This is a genomic window from Virgibacillus chiguensis (assembly GCF_900129865.1).
Lineage (GTDB): Bacteria > Bacillota > Bacilli > Bacillales > Amphibacillaceae > Virgibacillus > Virgibacillus chiguensis.
This window is the reverse complement of record NZ_FQXD01000003.1, coordinates 176,062-191,404: the sequence shown is the minus strand read 5'-3', so window position 1 is coordinate 191,404 and position 15,343 is coordinate 176,062. Positions and strand designations below refer to the sequence as shown.

Sequence of the window (15,343 nt, the reverse complement as noted above, 5' to 3'; positions counted from 1 at the left end):
AATTTTGTACTAATTAAATAGGAGTAAACCTCTTTTTAAGGCTTACTCCTTTTAATTAGCGGTTTTGCGGAAATAATCGTTCTATCATATTGCCAAATTGGTCAAAAAATCCTTTGACAGGCTTACCATTCTCCACATCGTTTGCATAGTTTTGTGTTAAATTAACGAAGTCTGGGTTTGTTGAGACATATACATTGTCAATATCAGCGTCAACGGATTGAACAATTTCCTTCACTCTAGATTTCACATCACTTGTGAGATCATTACCTTCATCTACATTATTCATATTATTTGCCGTATTGTTTCCTTTGTTTTTGTTTTCTACGTTCGTATCATTGGAGTCTAACCCTGCTGCAACGTATGCATTGTTACCCATTGTCAATACATATGCTGTGTCAATCTCATCAATTTCATCCGTGATTCTTTCAGCAGACTCCTTAGATACTTCATAACGGCTTTCATTATTACGGTTATTGTTTCTTTCTTGATCACGCTCCGCTTGTCTTGTCATGTCGTAATTTCGGTCACCAGTCATACCATCGCCCGTATTATTGTACCTTGTCTGTTCTACATTATCATTAGCCGCATCATTATCCTTATTGGTGTCATTACCATTCATACATCCTGCTAATACTAAACCAAGAATCGCGATGAAAGTAAATAGTTTCAGTTTCATCTATGTTCTACCTCCTTTGTTTTGCCCTTAGTATGGAGCAAAATAAAAGGATTATACGTTCTCTGACCCACCTTTTTATGGCAAATACACCATTTTTCTTTTAGACAATATATATATAATACGGGAATGCTAAAAAAGAAGTAAAGTCCTCTATTGATGAAGATTTTTCATCTCCATTCTAATACCTTAGGACCCGCTTAATTGGTTTTAAATGAATTACTGCTTCGCTTTTTTCATTTCGAGAAGGAAGCTTATGACAACAGATTATATATGGGGGAAGTAACCCTTATGTTTAAGGAGGGGAAGGAATATGGATATACCTGACTATGATAAAGCACTTTACTATACACTTTGGGGATACTGGGACGATTTGCTTGTACTTATGGTTCGAACAAATGATGACATGTTGTCAAAAAAAATTCAATTATTTTTACATGCTTTCCACTACTCCCTTGATGAAAGAAAAATAATGGAATCGCATGACAATTTACTTTACTATCTAGATCACGCTATGAAGTATGACCCTTCGACAGTTCTGAAATTGTAAGAGAGCTGCTGTTTATAAACAGCAGCTCTCTTACAATTAACAACATAATTGTTGTTACTTAGTAATTATAAAATGATTGTATAATTGCTCTGTCTTCCTTTTTCAATTCCTCCACGTTTTTAAACTGGATACGCATGGGTTTTTTTTCTGCAAGTTCTTTCGCCATTAACTCATTCATGGATAAATTTTGCGCTTCTGCTATATTTCTAATTTCATTTGGGACTTTCACAGTAGTTATTTTCCAATCCTGTAAAGAAACTGATTTTTCCTTTAATTCCTCAAGCAAAGTTACGTCTGTTTCTTGTAACGAACTAACTCCGATAATCATCTGCTTATTCTTATTCGTCAAACCTGCTTGTTCTACCTTTTCAATAAATAATGGAATAACATCGGTTGCATTTTTGTCCTTATAATTCATTAAGTATTGAGAGATTCGTTTAGCTTCGTCATTAATTGATCGTATTCCTTGTACATGTAAATCCTTATCCAGTTTAAATTCAATGCTAGGATTGATATCAATTCCTACATACGCATAAACTCTATTATTATCTGCTACAAAATAAAAAGGCAATACAAATAAACATATCATACTTACAAAGGCAAGGAAGCTAAAAAAGTTATGATACTGCTTCTTTCTTCGCATAAACTTCAGTTCCCCTTGATCTGAAAGTGGCTCAAAACACACTTCCATACCTATATCTACACCTTTTATTGGTATAGCTTTATGAAAAGCGCCATCTTTAGTCAGTACAATCATATACTCACGGCGCTTTTCCATAATTATTCCTTTATTCACTGCTTCACCACCTTTAAATAGTCCTTTAAATATAAATAATCTTCTGTAAGCACAATAAAAACAGCTAAAATATACTTTCTGTTTCGCTCAATTGTCTTTTTACTTATATCGACTTTTTTAACAAGTTGTTTAATTGGTAGCTTACGTTTTGCTAATACGTAATCTCTTAAAGATTTATTCTCATATAATACCTTAGCTGTATGAATGGCCGACTCTCTCGCATCTCGATGCTTTGGGGCTACTTCCGTTAGCTCATCTAAACTTAGCTTGTACACTTTTAATTTCTCTTTAAAATCTAAAATTTCCTGCTTTCTATGCCAAGAATCTTGTGCCAATTGATACTGTTTCTTTACGGCTAGTATTTCGGTGGGATTCTCTAATAAATCTGCATCGTATATTTCATCTAACGATAACACAGTAGGATTCTTTTGCGTATAGCGAATATAATCAATTACTTTTCGTTTAATAACTAGTTTCGCGAACCCTAAAAAAGAGCTACCCCTTTCTCTGTTATAGGATTTAATTGCCTCATTAAAAGCCGAGAGCCCTATACTAAATTCATCATCGTTTGCTATATCTATGTAACGTTTACACACTTCTGATACACATTTTGCAACAAATGGCTGATACGTTTTAAGTAAATAATTTTGAACGGATTGCTCACCATGTTGCGCCATTACAACCAGTTCTTCAAGAGGTGTATCTTTTTTTATATGATCTAACATATAGGAAAAGCCCCCTTGAATAATATAAATTTCGTTTTACTACAATCTTTTTTGGGCGTAATATTCTCCTTCATCAGAAGTTGTCCAAGAAGATTCCTACATTTGTTTATAATTAAATTGCTGCTTTGTTTTCGAAAAATGAGTGCCGATTTTTTTAAATTATTTAAAGCCTTTATATATTTCACGATGTTTTCACCATCTTTATAAAAATTATGAAGCAAATATTAATTAAAATACATATACATTCGACAATTTTCGCCGTTTTCATTAAAAAATATAGCCTTTGATAAATCTAATGCGAAAATTTATTGTTTTATTTTTAAAGTCCTTATCTCCACATGTTTATGGTACAAACGTAGTTCAGCTTAGACTATCTATCTTAAAGTTTTATACTTTTATATAATACATTAGAAGACTTTGGCTATCGCCAAAGTCTTTATGACGATCAAACGCGTCGTTTTTCTTAAACTATAAACCCCAAAAAATTTATGCTTTCTTACCGTAAAAAAATAAATTTATCTTTAACCAGACAAGTTATTATATCTTAACGTATCGCTGGTCTATTAGCTATCACAAAATCGTTACAATTTATTTAAATAGGCGTGACTATTATGTAACAAGATTACTACGTTGCCTCCAAGAGAATGGTACTTGAAGCTTTTTCATTAAGCTGTTTATGTAGAAGTCCTGGCCCGTATTGCTTTATAGTCGTAGAAACTTTCCGTTTTCCCATTCTATATTTCCTTAAAATAATCCCTATAGTACCGACAACACTATCTTACTCGTACATTATATGAAGATTATGTCTCATACTTGCATACTTTTTGGTTCCATTAAAAGACATTATAGTAAAATTTGCTTACTCTGAAAACTGAAATTTTTGCTTTCTCACAGTACAAAGAGGATAGAAATGATGTCTTGCGTAATTTATGGAATATGCTGCTACGTATTAGCAGTAAATACAAGTATATCTAAGGAAATGGACTATTCTTAAACGTAAATCTTATAAATCATTTAAAATATTTATTTTATGAACTTTTTTGCCAGTTGTTTGTTTATGCCTACTTTGTTAAGCTAATAGAGTCCTTAAAAATCGGCAAAATATGACATTAATAATAGAAAGGTGTTTGATCTTGAATGCGATTTAAACTAATTGATTGGCCAACATTTTTAGGGGCACTGGTGATTTTATTAGGGGTTTCTCTACCGCTTATATTTTTCCCAGAGGCTGGAGCTAAAGTTATAGGATTAGCCAATAACTTTATGACAAGTAACTTTGGAATTCTTTATTTATTGATCGGGCTTTTCTGTTTCCTTTTTTTAATTTATGTCGCTTTTAGTAAAAACGGACGTATAAAGTTAGGAAATAGAGAGGATAAGAAAGAATTTAGCACATTTTCTTGGGCTGCTATGTTATTTGCAGCTGGTATTGGTTCAAGTATTCTATATTGGGGAATGATAGAATGGGCTTACTATTACCAAGGACCCCCATTTGGCGCAACTCCGAAATCAAATGAAGCTGTAGAATGGGCCTCTACTTATGGGATCTTTCACTGGGGACCTATTGCTTGGGCTATTTACACATTACCTGCTTTACCAATTGCCTATTTTTACTATGTTCGAAAAAAGCCTGTGTTAAAAGTAAGTGAAGCAGTGCGACCTGTTTTAGGAAAGTTTGTTGATGGTCCGATAGGCAATATTATTGATATTCTATTTATATTCGGTCTTATGGGTGGCGCAGGCACAACATTAGCTTTAGGAACTCCTATGATTGCTGAAGGTGTCCATGACTTAACAGGTATCCCTGTTACATTAGGCTTAAAAGCAGCCATTATGATATTATGTACCATTATTTTTGCAATTAGTGCTTATTCTGGATTACGCCGAGGGATTAAAGTGCTAAGTGATATCAGTATTTGGTTAACCATTCTCTTGATGGCGTTTGTTTTTATATTTGGACCAACTTTGTTTATTAGCGAAACAACTTTTAATAGTCTAGGAATTCTAGCCGATAATTTCTTTCGCATGGCTACATGGTTAGAACCATTTAGAGATTTTGGCGGATTTACTGAAACAGGTTTTCCTGAGTCATGGACTGTTTTTTATTGGGCTTGGTGGGTTGTATATGCACCATTTGTAGGTTTATTTGTCGCCCGTATTTCCAGAGGGCGCACTATTAAAGAAATGGTTTTAGGAACGATGATATATGGAACATTCGGATGTGTCCTATTCTTTGGTATACTTGGCAATTTCGGTCTTTACCTTCAACTAACGGGGGCTTTCGATGTTATTAGCTTTATGAATGAATACGGTGCTCCAGCAGCCATTATTGAAGTCCTTCACCAGTTGCCGATGTCCAATATTGTTGTCGCTGCTTTCTCTATTTTAGCTATTCTATTTTTAGCAACTACATTTGACTCCTCATCTTATATTTTGGCATCTGTTGTTCAAAAACAAGTAACGGGAGAACCATTACGTTGGAACCGTTTATTTTGGGCATTTATGCTCTGTTTATTACCGCTTGTCTTAATGTTTATCGGCGATTTAGAAACATTGCAAACAGCTAGCATTGTTGCTGGCTTCCCACTGATTTTCATCATGTTTCTATTAGCATGGTCATTTGTTAAAGCTTCTAATTATGACTTGCGTATGTCGAGGGAATTTAAGTCTCCAACCATCTTCATTACTGGAAAAGAAAAAAGAGAAAAGCAATAACATGTTAGAAAAACTGGTCTTTTCGCCAAGCCTTATAGCGGAAAACGCCTCTGTTTTTCTTATACATAAAAAACTCCCCTGAAGGTAGACAGATTCTATTTTTTAATCTGTCTACCTTCAGGAGATCTTAAGACTTCTTTTTAATAAGCATGAACGGGGGTATTATATACATATTTTTTTATGAATCTATCCGTATGAGCTAGCTCACCTAATTTGTTCTGTACTCATAATAATAATGAATCGGATAAAACAAACCTACTTTTCCATGCTTTTTATCATCTAATGTCGCAAAGATAATTCCAATCACTTCTCCAGATTCATTCAATACAGGGCTGCCACTATTTCCACGATACACCGGTGCTTCGATCATTACCACTTCTTCTTCCCATGAGCTAAGCGATGTGTAATCAATAATTTCCCCTTCGTTGGCAATCCCATTAAAATTTAACGGATTGCCTATAAAACGAATCGGTTGATCTGGTTGCACAGCTGTCTCTTTGGTCAATTTCAAGAATGGAACATCTTTTACATCTGCTTGCAAAACGGCTAAATCAATAGTTGGATGCGTTTCCTTTACTTCCGCTTCATGTAATCCATCTTCTGGAAAAGCAACAGCGACTTTTTCTTCCCCTTCTACCACATGGTGATTTGTTAAAATGACACCATCTGATGTTATGGAGAAGCCTGTACCTTTAGAGTCCTTTGTTTCAATCGTTACTACTGCTTGTTTGTACGTTTGTATATCATCCTGCAGCGAGAGCTTAGCTGATTTGTAGAGAAAATCTATCGCTGGAATAGAAAACGTCTGAGGGAGAAGAGCAACAACATTTAATAATAGCATCCATGCAATTAACCAAAACACCCATTTAGGAAATGGACGCTTGGGGCGTTTGTTCTCTTTAGCTTCTCTTTCTCTTGCCAGTGCTTTCTCTTTTTCCCTCTGCACAAGTTCATATAGTTCTTCTTCATCTATTTCTTCATATAAATCTTCATCTATAATATCATGCTTTTGCTCTTCATTTTTATCCATAAGCCACCCCACAACATGAATAATTCCTATTTTAAACAGCAGATTTACTACTTTGTTGCATCTGATACATGTGATAATAGATACCTTTTGCTTGTAACAAAGTATTATGATCTCCCTTTTCTTTTATCGTACCATGATCTAATACAAAAATGGTATTAGCTTGTTGGATGGTTGATAATCGATGTGCAATCACCAATGTCGTACGCCCTATTTTAAGAATTTCTAAAGCTTTTTGAATCATTGCTTCTGTCTCCGTATCAATATTAGCGGTAGCTTCATCTAATATAAGAATTGCAGGATCAAAAGCGAGTGCGCGTGCAAAGGATATTAGTTGCCTCTCTCCTAATGAGAAAGTCGTGCCTCCCTCACCAACTTCTGCTTCATACTGATTTGGAAGCTTTTCAATAAATGTGTCAGCGCCAACTGCCTTTAACGCTTGTTTTGCTTTATCAATTGAAATGGCTGGATCATTCATCGTTACATTAGAAATAATTGTTCCCGAGAATAAAAAAGGGTCTTGAAGCACAATTCCCATATGACTTCGAGTTTGTTGTCTGGACCAATCAAGTGTTGAATAGCCATCAATGGTGATTATTCCTTGTTGTGGATCATAAAACCGAAACAACACATTCATAATAGAGCTTTTTCCTGAACCCGTATGCCCAACAAAAGCTGCCGTTTCGCCAGGTTTTATTTCAAATGAAATATCCCGTAGCACATAATCTTCCTCTTTATAAGCAAACCATACGTTATCAAAACGAATATGTCCGTTATAACGCTCCACTTTGTTGTCAGTTACGTCTTCCCCTTTATGATCTATTAAAGTAAATACACGTCTTCCTGCAACCCTTGCTTGCTCAATTAGAGGTAATTGATTCACAATATCAGTAACCGGTTCAAATAGCCGCGTTAAATAATCGGTAAACGCATAAAGTAGGCCTACAGATATGGCGCTTGTCGATTCTAGCGATGCAGAACCAAAATACCAAATAAAACCAACAAAAGCAATATTTCGAAATACAGTCACCAAGTTATACGAAGTTAAAGCACTTAATTTCACCAACTTACGCTGATAGATATAATGTTTTTGATTTAACTTCTCAAACTCTTGCTTTGTCTTTTTTTCTCTTTGGAATGCTTGAATAATTGGCATACCTTGAATTGCTTCATTAATATTTCCATTAATTTCACTTATCGTTGAACGGATCACTTGATTGTATTTCGTACCAAAATGCTTATATAACTTCATCCATCCCCAAATTAACGGGATTAATAGTAAACACCATAAAGCAAGTCGCGCATCCAATAGAAACAGGGCCACAAATATTCCTGCCATATAGATAACACTTGTAACTATAATCGATAATACACGTTCATATAAATCTCGAATTGCCTCGGTATCATTTGTAATTCTAGCTACGATCTTACCAGCAGGCTGATCGACGAAATAATTAATGGGAATGCGCTGTGTATGCTCAAATAAGTCATTTCGCATCTTTCTGACAATCTGATTAGAAGCTTTTTGCAATAAAAAAGTTTGATAAAATTGAAAGAAACCAGCAATAACTAATAAGCCAACATATAAGCTAAGCAAATAAAGAATAGGTCTTTGTTCTGGCTTAAAAAATGGATAGATTTCTGCTAAAGACAATTTATTAGCAGTAAATTGTTGCTCAGCTTCGGCTGTTTTTACCGTGAGCGTATCGTCTTGAATTTGCCTTTCACCTTCAAGCGGTACGACATCATAAATAAAATAATAGCTTGATCCTACCGCTAAAATAGTAACCATATCTTCTGAAGTTGTTTCATCGTTTTCCATGCGGTCTGATCGTTTAAAATGTTTGCTTTTATACTCCACTGTATAGCGGTCATCTTGCTCTCTTACTTGTTTCCAAGTCCCTTCTATGCCTAAAATATGCTCATCTATAACCCGCTTCGCAATTAATGGACCCGCTAGTTCAAGAACGACGGCAATAATTAAGCATATCAAGCCAATTAGAATATGTTTCTTAAACGGAAAAGCATATGCAACTAATCGTTTTTCTGTAGACATTACCCTGTCACCTCCACCCCATGAAGCTGCTGTTGTACATATTGGGTGTAATACCAACCTTGCAGCTGCATCAACTCATCATGTGTTCCCCGCTCAACAATTTGCCCCTCATGGAGCACGATAATATGATCTGCATGGGTTACAGCAGACAGTCGGTGAGCGGCAATAATTGTCGTTTTATTTTGCCTCTCTGCTCGTAAATGCTCTAAAATGTTTGCTTCTGTATTTCCATCCACAGCTGATAAAGAATCGTCTAGTATTAGGAGTTCAGGACACTTAATAAAAGCTCTCGCCAAGGCGACTCTTTGCTTTTGACCTCCTGATAAAGTCACACCGCTCTCTCCAACTTGTGTATCTAACCCATTTGGGAGCTGTTTTATATCATTTAAGAAATGGGCGAGCTCCATCACTCGAAATATTTCTTCATCGGTTGCGTCTTCTTTACCAAACTGAATATTTTCTCGAATTGTTTTCGAGAACATCATTTGATCCTGAGGAACATACCCAATCCAAGAGCGAATCGTATTCAAAGATAAATCACTCACATTTACATCTGATATACGAATCTCTCCTTTAACTCCTGAATATTGACGTAATAATAATTTAAATAAAGTTGTTTTTCCCGCCCCTGTTTTCCCAACTACCCCAAGTGTCTCTCCTTGTTTAATTTGAAAAGACACCTGTTCTAATTGATTTTTATCCGTATTCGGATAAGCAAACGAAACATGATCAAATGTGATAGATGTTACTTTTTCTACATGTACGGGCACATCCGACTCTGTTACATCCGCTTGATAATGTAATATATGGTTTATTCGATCCAAGGAAGCATTTCCTCGTTGTAAAACATTAATTAACTCCCCTACGGCAAACATAGGCCAAATAAGCATACCTAAATATACGTTAAATGTTACTAAATCTCCTAATGTTAATACATTTTCAAAAACAAGCAAAGCCCCATATCCAAGTCCAATCGTATACGACAATCCAACAAGTATTTTCATCGTTGGTTCAAATAAAGCATCAATCTTAGCTACAGCAATATTTTTGTCATATACATCTTTAGTACGTTGTTCAAAGCGCTTCGCATCATATTTCTCCTGCACAAAAGCTCGAATAACCCGAACGCCTTTAATGGATTCCAATACTTCGTTATTCATTTCTCCAAACGCTGCTTGTGCTGTGGAAAATCGTTTATGAATAGCAGCGCCATATTTATTCATTACTATAGCCATAATTGGCAATGGAATAAGCGCGGCAAGTGTCAGCTTCCAACTAATTGTAAAGCCCATCATCGCAATGATCATGAGCATAAAAATGCTAGAATCGACCAATGTAAGCACACCAAAACCTGCTGTTAAACTAATTGCTTTTAAATCGTTCGTACTTCGCGCCATTAAATCTCCAGTTCGATATTTACTGAAAAATATTGGTGTCATGGATAAAAAATGCTGCATCAGTTTACTACGCATCCATTTTTCTAAAATGACAGCGCCACTAAATAGTGTGTAATCCCATAAAAATGAAATGGAATAATGAATGATGATTAAAAGTACGTATCCAATAATAATAGCTGTCAGCAATTGTAATGTTAATGTTTCAAATTGAATTTGATCAATGGTATAACCAGCAATCTTGGGTGGGATCAATCCAATAGCGCTAGCTATAATTAGGGAAATAATAGCAAATACATACCGTTTCCAATAGTACCTAAAAAACCAATTTAATTTTTTAAAAACACGAAACATAATACTCCTCTTTTCTTTCCAAGGCTTTTAGAATGTTACCTCAAGCGAATTCCCCCATACAAAACCCATAGTAGTTTTTATAGCATTAAAAAAATTTTGCTTATTTTAAATTTTAAGCAGTGGCTATTGTTTTGCATATACTATAAAAACGTAAAATTTTGATACTTTCCGAACAAAAAAATGCGCATTCATCTATGACGAATGCGCATTTTTGAAAAGCATACGAATACACTTTTTCACATAAAAAGGTCACAGATAGACGTGACCTTTTTTCGTGAATAAGTCTATAAGTTGATTGTTAAACAGACTCCGCTTGAGGCCACAAAATAATACGTATATTGGTTTGTTGTTGTTTGAAATAATTGTTTTTTCATCATTGTGACCTCCCTTCCAGTTTTAACTAATTATAGATGGATATATATTGAAAGTCAATATAATTTTTCAAATTTCTTATTTGCCCACTTCTTCTAAAATAGCTAATACTCTTTCACGGGACTGCTCTGTTTGATATTGCTTCATGGTATCTATCATAATTGGTGCATGTTCTCTTAATAAAGCAAGTTCTTTCACTAATGTTTCTTCTGTTAAAGATTCTTCTTCCAATACACGAGCGTACCTTTTTTCTGCAAAGGATTTGGCATTAATTATTTGATCACCACGGCTCGCTTGTCGTGATAAAGGAATAAGTAACATCGGTTTACGTAAAGCTAGAAATTCAAATATTGCATTCGAACCAGCTCTCGATAAAATAAAATCACTTGCTGCAAATATATCTTTTAATTCATCATGCACATATTCGAATTGCGTGTAACCTAGTTTATTAATGCTACGATCTATCTTTCCCTCTCCGCAAATATGGATAATCTGAAAAGTAGAAAGTAATTCTGGTAAACTTTGACGAACTGTTTCATTAATCTTTTGTGAACCACCACTACCTCCCATAATAAGAAGCACTGGTTTCTGGCTATTTAAACCAGCTATAGTGCGCCCACGTTCCTTTTCTCCTTGAAAAAGTTCATCTCGAATAACTGCTCCGACATACTCTGATTTTTTTTCTGGTAAATACTTCATTGTTTCTGGAAATGTCGCCAATACCTTTTTCGCAAACGGCATAGCAATTTTATTTGCTAAGCCTGGTGTATAATCAGATTCGTGAATAACCGCTGGAACATTTGTTAATTTTGCTGCTAATAAAACTGGTACAGATACAAACCCTCCTTTGGAAAAAATGACCTTTGGCTTTTGTTTCCTTATAATTCTTACTGCTTGCCACGTCCCTTTTAAAACTTTAAATGGGTCTTTTATATTTTCAACCGAAGCATAACGTCGTAGCTTCCCCGTAGAAATAGGGTGATAAGTCACCCCGTTCAGCTTTTCAATAAGCTTACGTTCAATACCCGTTTTTGAACCAATATAATCAACTTCCCAGCCTTTCTCCTGATAATACGGAATTAAAGCTAGGTTGACGATGACATGCCCAGCGGTTCCCCCACCAGTGAATAAAATACGTTTATGTGTCATAAGATGAATATCCTTCCTTTCCAAGTCATTCATAAAGCGTTATAATGTCTCTTATATATGTGTGTTTAACAAAGGCTCAGGGCGCCCGGTTTGCAACATAGCGACTGGAGCGAATCAACGAAAGTTTTAGGAAGCCTACCACTAAAACAGGGGGATGCCTAGGCACTAAGGCAAGCCCGTTTTAAGTTTATACTAAATCGCCTTTTCTCATGGTCTTTTTCATAAAAACTGGGCTATTGCCAAGTTTTTATGGCGAGACAACAGCTTCGTTATGCCTATACGATAGAGCCTAAAATTTTTGTGCTTTCCTATCATATAAATAAAACCTTGGAAGAAAAATTTACGTCCTCTTCTATCCTAATAAAAATCACATAAAAAAGGAAGAGAATTATATGTATCGTACAACAAGTTTAAGCGAAAAATTAACCTTATTTATTACGATTGTTATCCCCATTTTAATTACCCAAGTAAGTATGTATGTAATGAATATTTTTGATACGATGATGTCTGGTCGTGCAAGTGCAGCAGATTTAGCTGGGGTAGCAATCGGTTCCAGTTTATGGGTCCCTATTTTCACAGGAGTTAATGGCATATTATTAGCTATTACTCCCATTATTGCCCAATTATTAGGAGCAAAATCAGAAGAACAAATTAGTAAGAAAGTGAAGCAAGCATTATACCTTTCTGTTACACTTGCCCTTTTCGTCTTTCTATTTGGAGCCATACTTCTTGACCCCATCTTGCAATTAATGGATCTTGAAAACGACGTTGAACACATAGCAAAATTTTATTTAGTAGCACTCAGTACAGGTATTATTCCGTTGTTTATTTTTAATACATTACGAAGCTTTATCGACGCGCTTGGTCAAACCAGAATCTCTATGTTTATCATCCTACTGTCCTTACCATTAAACCTAATCTTTAACTACATGTTTATTTTTGGTGAATTTAGTATACCTACTTATGGCGGTATCGGTGCGGGAATCGCTACATCAATCACTTATTGGCTTATTTGTCTTATAACGTTCGTTGTTATTCATCGACTGTATCCATTTCGCAAATTTTCTATTTTATCTTATTGGATTAAACCATCGTTTAAAGCATGGTGGGGACAATTAAAAATTGGCGTGCCTATTGGAGCTGCGATGTTTTTTGAAACGAGCATTTTTTCTGCCGTCACTTTATTAATGAGCGCATACAGCACGTATACCATTGCAGCTCATCAAGCAGCCATGAACTTTGCTTCTCTTTTATATATGATTCCCCTTAGCGTTGGTATGGCATTAACAATTGCAATTGGCTTTGAAGTTGGAGCTAAGCGTTTCGATCAAGCGCGTATATATGGGTATATTGGAATAAGCGGTGGAATTTTCATCGCATTATTTGCTGGCTTGGTGCTCTATTTTACGAAAGATGGGGTAGCTCTACTTTATAACTCTAATCCAGAAGTAGTTCATTTGACCAAGCATTTTCTGATTTACGCTATTTTCTATCAACTAGCTGATGCCTTCGGTGCGCCTATTCAAGGAGCGCTTCGAGGATACAAAGACGTGAACGCTACATTAGTGATCGCTTTCATTTCCTACTGGGTAATTGGCTTACCTGTTGGTTGGCTGCTAGCGAATTACACTGCTTTAGAACCTTTTGGTTATTGGGTCGGAATTATTACTGGACTATCATGCGGAGCTATAGCATTATTAACACGCTTATTGTATTTACAGCGTAAGTGTAAGAAAAAGATGCATGCGTAAATTTTCTTTTGCTAACTTGTAGCTCGGGATGCTCTTTCCTTGTTTAGCAAAAGACTTGGCTTATTGCTAAATTTTATGACGAAAGCCGTCCTCTTGTTTATACCTTTAATATCTTATTAATAGTACAAAAAAACTGTCCTAGCACAAAGCTTAGGACAGTTTTAATAACAAAACTGCAAATGTCTTCTGTTTTATAAAAACATTCCTACAACAGAAGCGGATAAAATAGAGGCTAGTGTTGCTCCAATTAAAAGTTTCATTCCAAAACGAGACACGCTAACAGCTTTTTCCTCATCAATTCCTTTTACAGTACCAGCAATAATACCAATAGAAGAGAAGTTAGCAAAGCTGGTTAGAAATACCGTAACAATACCGATTGTTTTTTCCGACATATCCCCCATCGCTTGTTGAAATTGTAGCATAGCGACAAATTCATTTGTCACAATTTTCGTACCCATAATAGAACCTGCTTGAATAACTTCACCAGGAGAAATTCCCATCAATAAACCAATAGGCGCTAAAACATAACCTAAGATGTCTTCTAGGGTTACACCAGCAAAGACGAGTTGAATAAGTGCGTTAACTAACTCAAGAGAAGCAATAAAAGCAATTAGCATAGCTGCAACAATAAGAGCAATTTTCCCACCTTCTAGTGCACCATTTCCCATTGCTTCAAAAATGCTTTTCTCTTTACTAACGTTTTTTATGTCTACAACGTCTTCTTCTTTTGGTACATTGACCGGTGCAATAACAGAAGCAATCATTAAAGCACTGAACATATTTAACGGAAGTGCGACTAGCACGTATTGTGGTGGAAGCATTTGTAAATATGCACCAACAATGGATGCTGAAACAGATCCCATTGCGGAAGCACTTACAATATAAAGCCGATTAGCATTTAAATGATGAAATTGAGACCGAATTGCAATCAATGCTTCAGATTGCCCGAAAAAGATACTATTTACCGCATTAAATGATTCTACTCTAGGCAGTCCAGTAACTTTAGAAATCAACCAACCTAAATATTTAATAATTGGTGGCAAAATTTTCAAATATGTTAGAACAGAAAGCAAGGTAGCAAAGAAGACGATTAAAAGTAGAACGTTAAAGAAAAAGACGCCACCCTCTTGTAGTTCAAATCCTCCTACAACAAAACTGATTCCCACATTACCAAATTCAATTAATTTATTGAATCCCTCTGAAATCTTTTTAATAACCCATTGTCCAACACCCGTTTCAAACATAAACAGTGTAATTAAAATTTGAAAAATCAACATAATTCCAATTGCTTTATAATTAACATTTTTCTTATCATTCGACATTAAAAATGCTAACCCAAGTACAACGACAACGGCTAATAAACCTAGTAAAATATGCAAGGTGTTTTTCCTCCCTTATTTTGTAACTGTTTTCATAACTTCTTTTAAATCCATTTTAACAAGTTGTCTGACGTCATGCAAGTGATTGTTTTTTCTGTCAAATCACCCATTTTTATATGTATTTATTGAAAATCCGACAGCAATTAGCAAAATTAGCGTCATCTCTATAACAAAACTTATTAGCTATTATTTCTATGCAAATATTTTCCCTGATTAGCCTAATTGTTAACCTTATATTTCATTTAACTCATCAACGGGTAAACAGCTTTACAAAGTAATGCTTCCATTAAAAATTAGTTTTTCATCTCATCTTAAAACTCGTTTGTTCGCAAAAGGTAATAACGAAATACTAGACTAGCATTTACATCTCTATTTCCTGCTTACGTAATATCTTTAATTTTT

The 15,343-nt window shown here is 35.2% G+C and carries 11 protein-coding genes; 3 read left to right on the top strand and 8 right to left on the bottom strand.

The window, feature by feature from the left end; all coding sequences use genetic code 11:
• Window positions 1-55: 55 nt before the first annotated feature.
• Window positions 56-676, bottom strand: a complete 621-nt coding sequence (locus tag BUB45_RS05230) for a YhcN/YlaJ family sporulation lipoprotein (RefSeq protein ID WP_073006011.1) — start codon at window positions 674-676, stop codon at window positions 56-58.
• A gap of 310 nt (window positions 677-986) precedes the next feature.
• Here BUB45_RS05230 and BUB45_RS05225 point away from each other — a divergent pair, with 310 nt between their 5' ends.
• Window positions 987-1,223, top strand: coding sequence for a YhdB family protein (locus BUB45_RS05225; RefSeq protein WP_073006010.1), 237 nt, complete (start codon window positions 987-989; stop codon window positions 1,221-1,223).
• A 58-nt stretch (window positions 1,224-1,281) separates the two neighbouring features.
• Here BUB45_RS05225 and BUB45_RS05220 read toward each other — a convergent pair whose 3' ends face one another.
• On the bottom strand, window positions 1,282-2,019 hold the full coding sequence (locus tag BUB45_RS05220) for an anti-sigma factor domain-containing protein (protein WP_073006008.1): 738 nt from the start codon (window positions 2,017-2,019) through the stop codon (window positions 1,282-1,284).
• The gene (gene sigI, locus BUB45_RS05215) at window positions 2,016-2,744 is read right to left on the bottom strand and encodes an RNA polymerase sigma-I factor (protein WP_073006006.1); all 729 of its coding nucleotides are present in this window, start codon (window positions 2,742-2,744) and stop codon (window positions 2,016-2,018) included. The genes BUB45_RS05220 and sigI overlap by 4 nt, the downstream gene beginning before the upstream one ends.
• 1,137 nt (window positions 2,745-3,881) lie before the next feature.
• Here sigI and BUB45_RS05205 point away from each other — a divergent pair.
• Complete coding sequence (locus tag BUB45_RS05205; protein ID WP_073006003.1) at window positions 3,882-5,459, top strand: BCCT family transporter; 1,578 nt, start codon at window positions 3,882-3,884, stop codon at window positions 5,457-5,459.
• Between the two features lie 208 nt (window positions 5,460-5,667).
• On the opposite strand, the gene BUB45_RS05200 is transcribed toward BUB45_RS05205, so the two are convergent.
• The 4 genes from BUB45_RS05200 to BUB45_RS05185 all read right to left on the bottom strand — a co-directional run bounded on the left by BUB45_RS05200 (window position 5,668) and on the right by BUB45_RS05185 (window position 11,811).
• The gene (locus tag BUB45_RS05200) at window positions 5,668-6,489 is read right to left on the bottom strand and encodes a S1C family serine protease (RefSeq protein ID WP_073006001.1); all 822 of its coding nucleotides are present in this window, start codon (window positions 6,487-6,489) and stop codon (window positions 5,668-5,670) included.
• Window positions 6,490-6,520: 31 nt separating this feature from the next.
• Window positions 6,521-8,542, bottom strand: a complete 2,022-nt coding sequence (locus tag BUB45_RS05195; RefSeq protein WP_073005999.1) for an ABC transporter ATP-binding protein — start codon at window positions 8,540-8,542, stop codon at window positions 6,521-6,523.
• Entirely contained in the window at window positions 8,542-10,290 is a 1,749-nt protein-coding gene (locus BUB45_RS05190; protein ID WP_073005997.1) for an ABC transporter ATP-binding protein, read from the bottom strand. Before BUB45_RS05190 ends, BUB45_RS05195 begins: the two co-directional genes overlap by 1 nt.
• Window positions 10,291-10,740: 450 nt before the next feature.
• Window positions 10,741-11,811 (bottom strand): undecaprenyldiphospho-muramoylpentapeptide beta-N-acetylglucosaminyltransferase, encoded by a 1,071-nt coding sequence (locus BUB45_RS05185; protein ID WP_073005995.1) that lies wholly within the window; start codon window positions 11,809-11,811, stop codon window positions 10,741-10,743.
• 392 nt (window positions 11,812-12,203) lie between these two features.
• Here BUB45_RS05185 and BUB45_RS05180 point away from each other — a divergent pair, with 392 nt between their 5' ends.
• Window positions 12,204-13,562 (top strand): MATE family efflux transporter, encoded by a 1,359-nt coding sequence (locus tag BUB45_RS05180; RefSeq protein WP_073005993.1) that lies wholly within the window; start codon window positions 12,204-12,206, stop codon window positions 13,560-13,562.
• Window positions 13,563-13,753: 191 nt separating this feature from the next.
• Here BUB45_RS05180 and BUB45_RS05175 read toward each other — a convergent pair whose 3' ends face one another.
• On the bottom strand, window positions 13,754-14,941 hold the full coding sequence (locus BUB45_RS05175; RefSeq protein WP_073005992.1) for a NupC/NupG family nucleoside CNT transporter: 1,188 nt from the start codon (window positions 14,939-14,941) through the stop codon (window positions 13,754-13,756).
• Window positions 14,942-15,343: the final 402 nt, after the last annotated feature.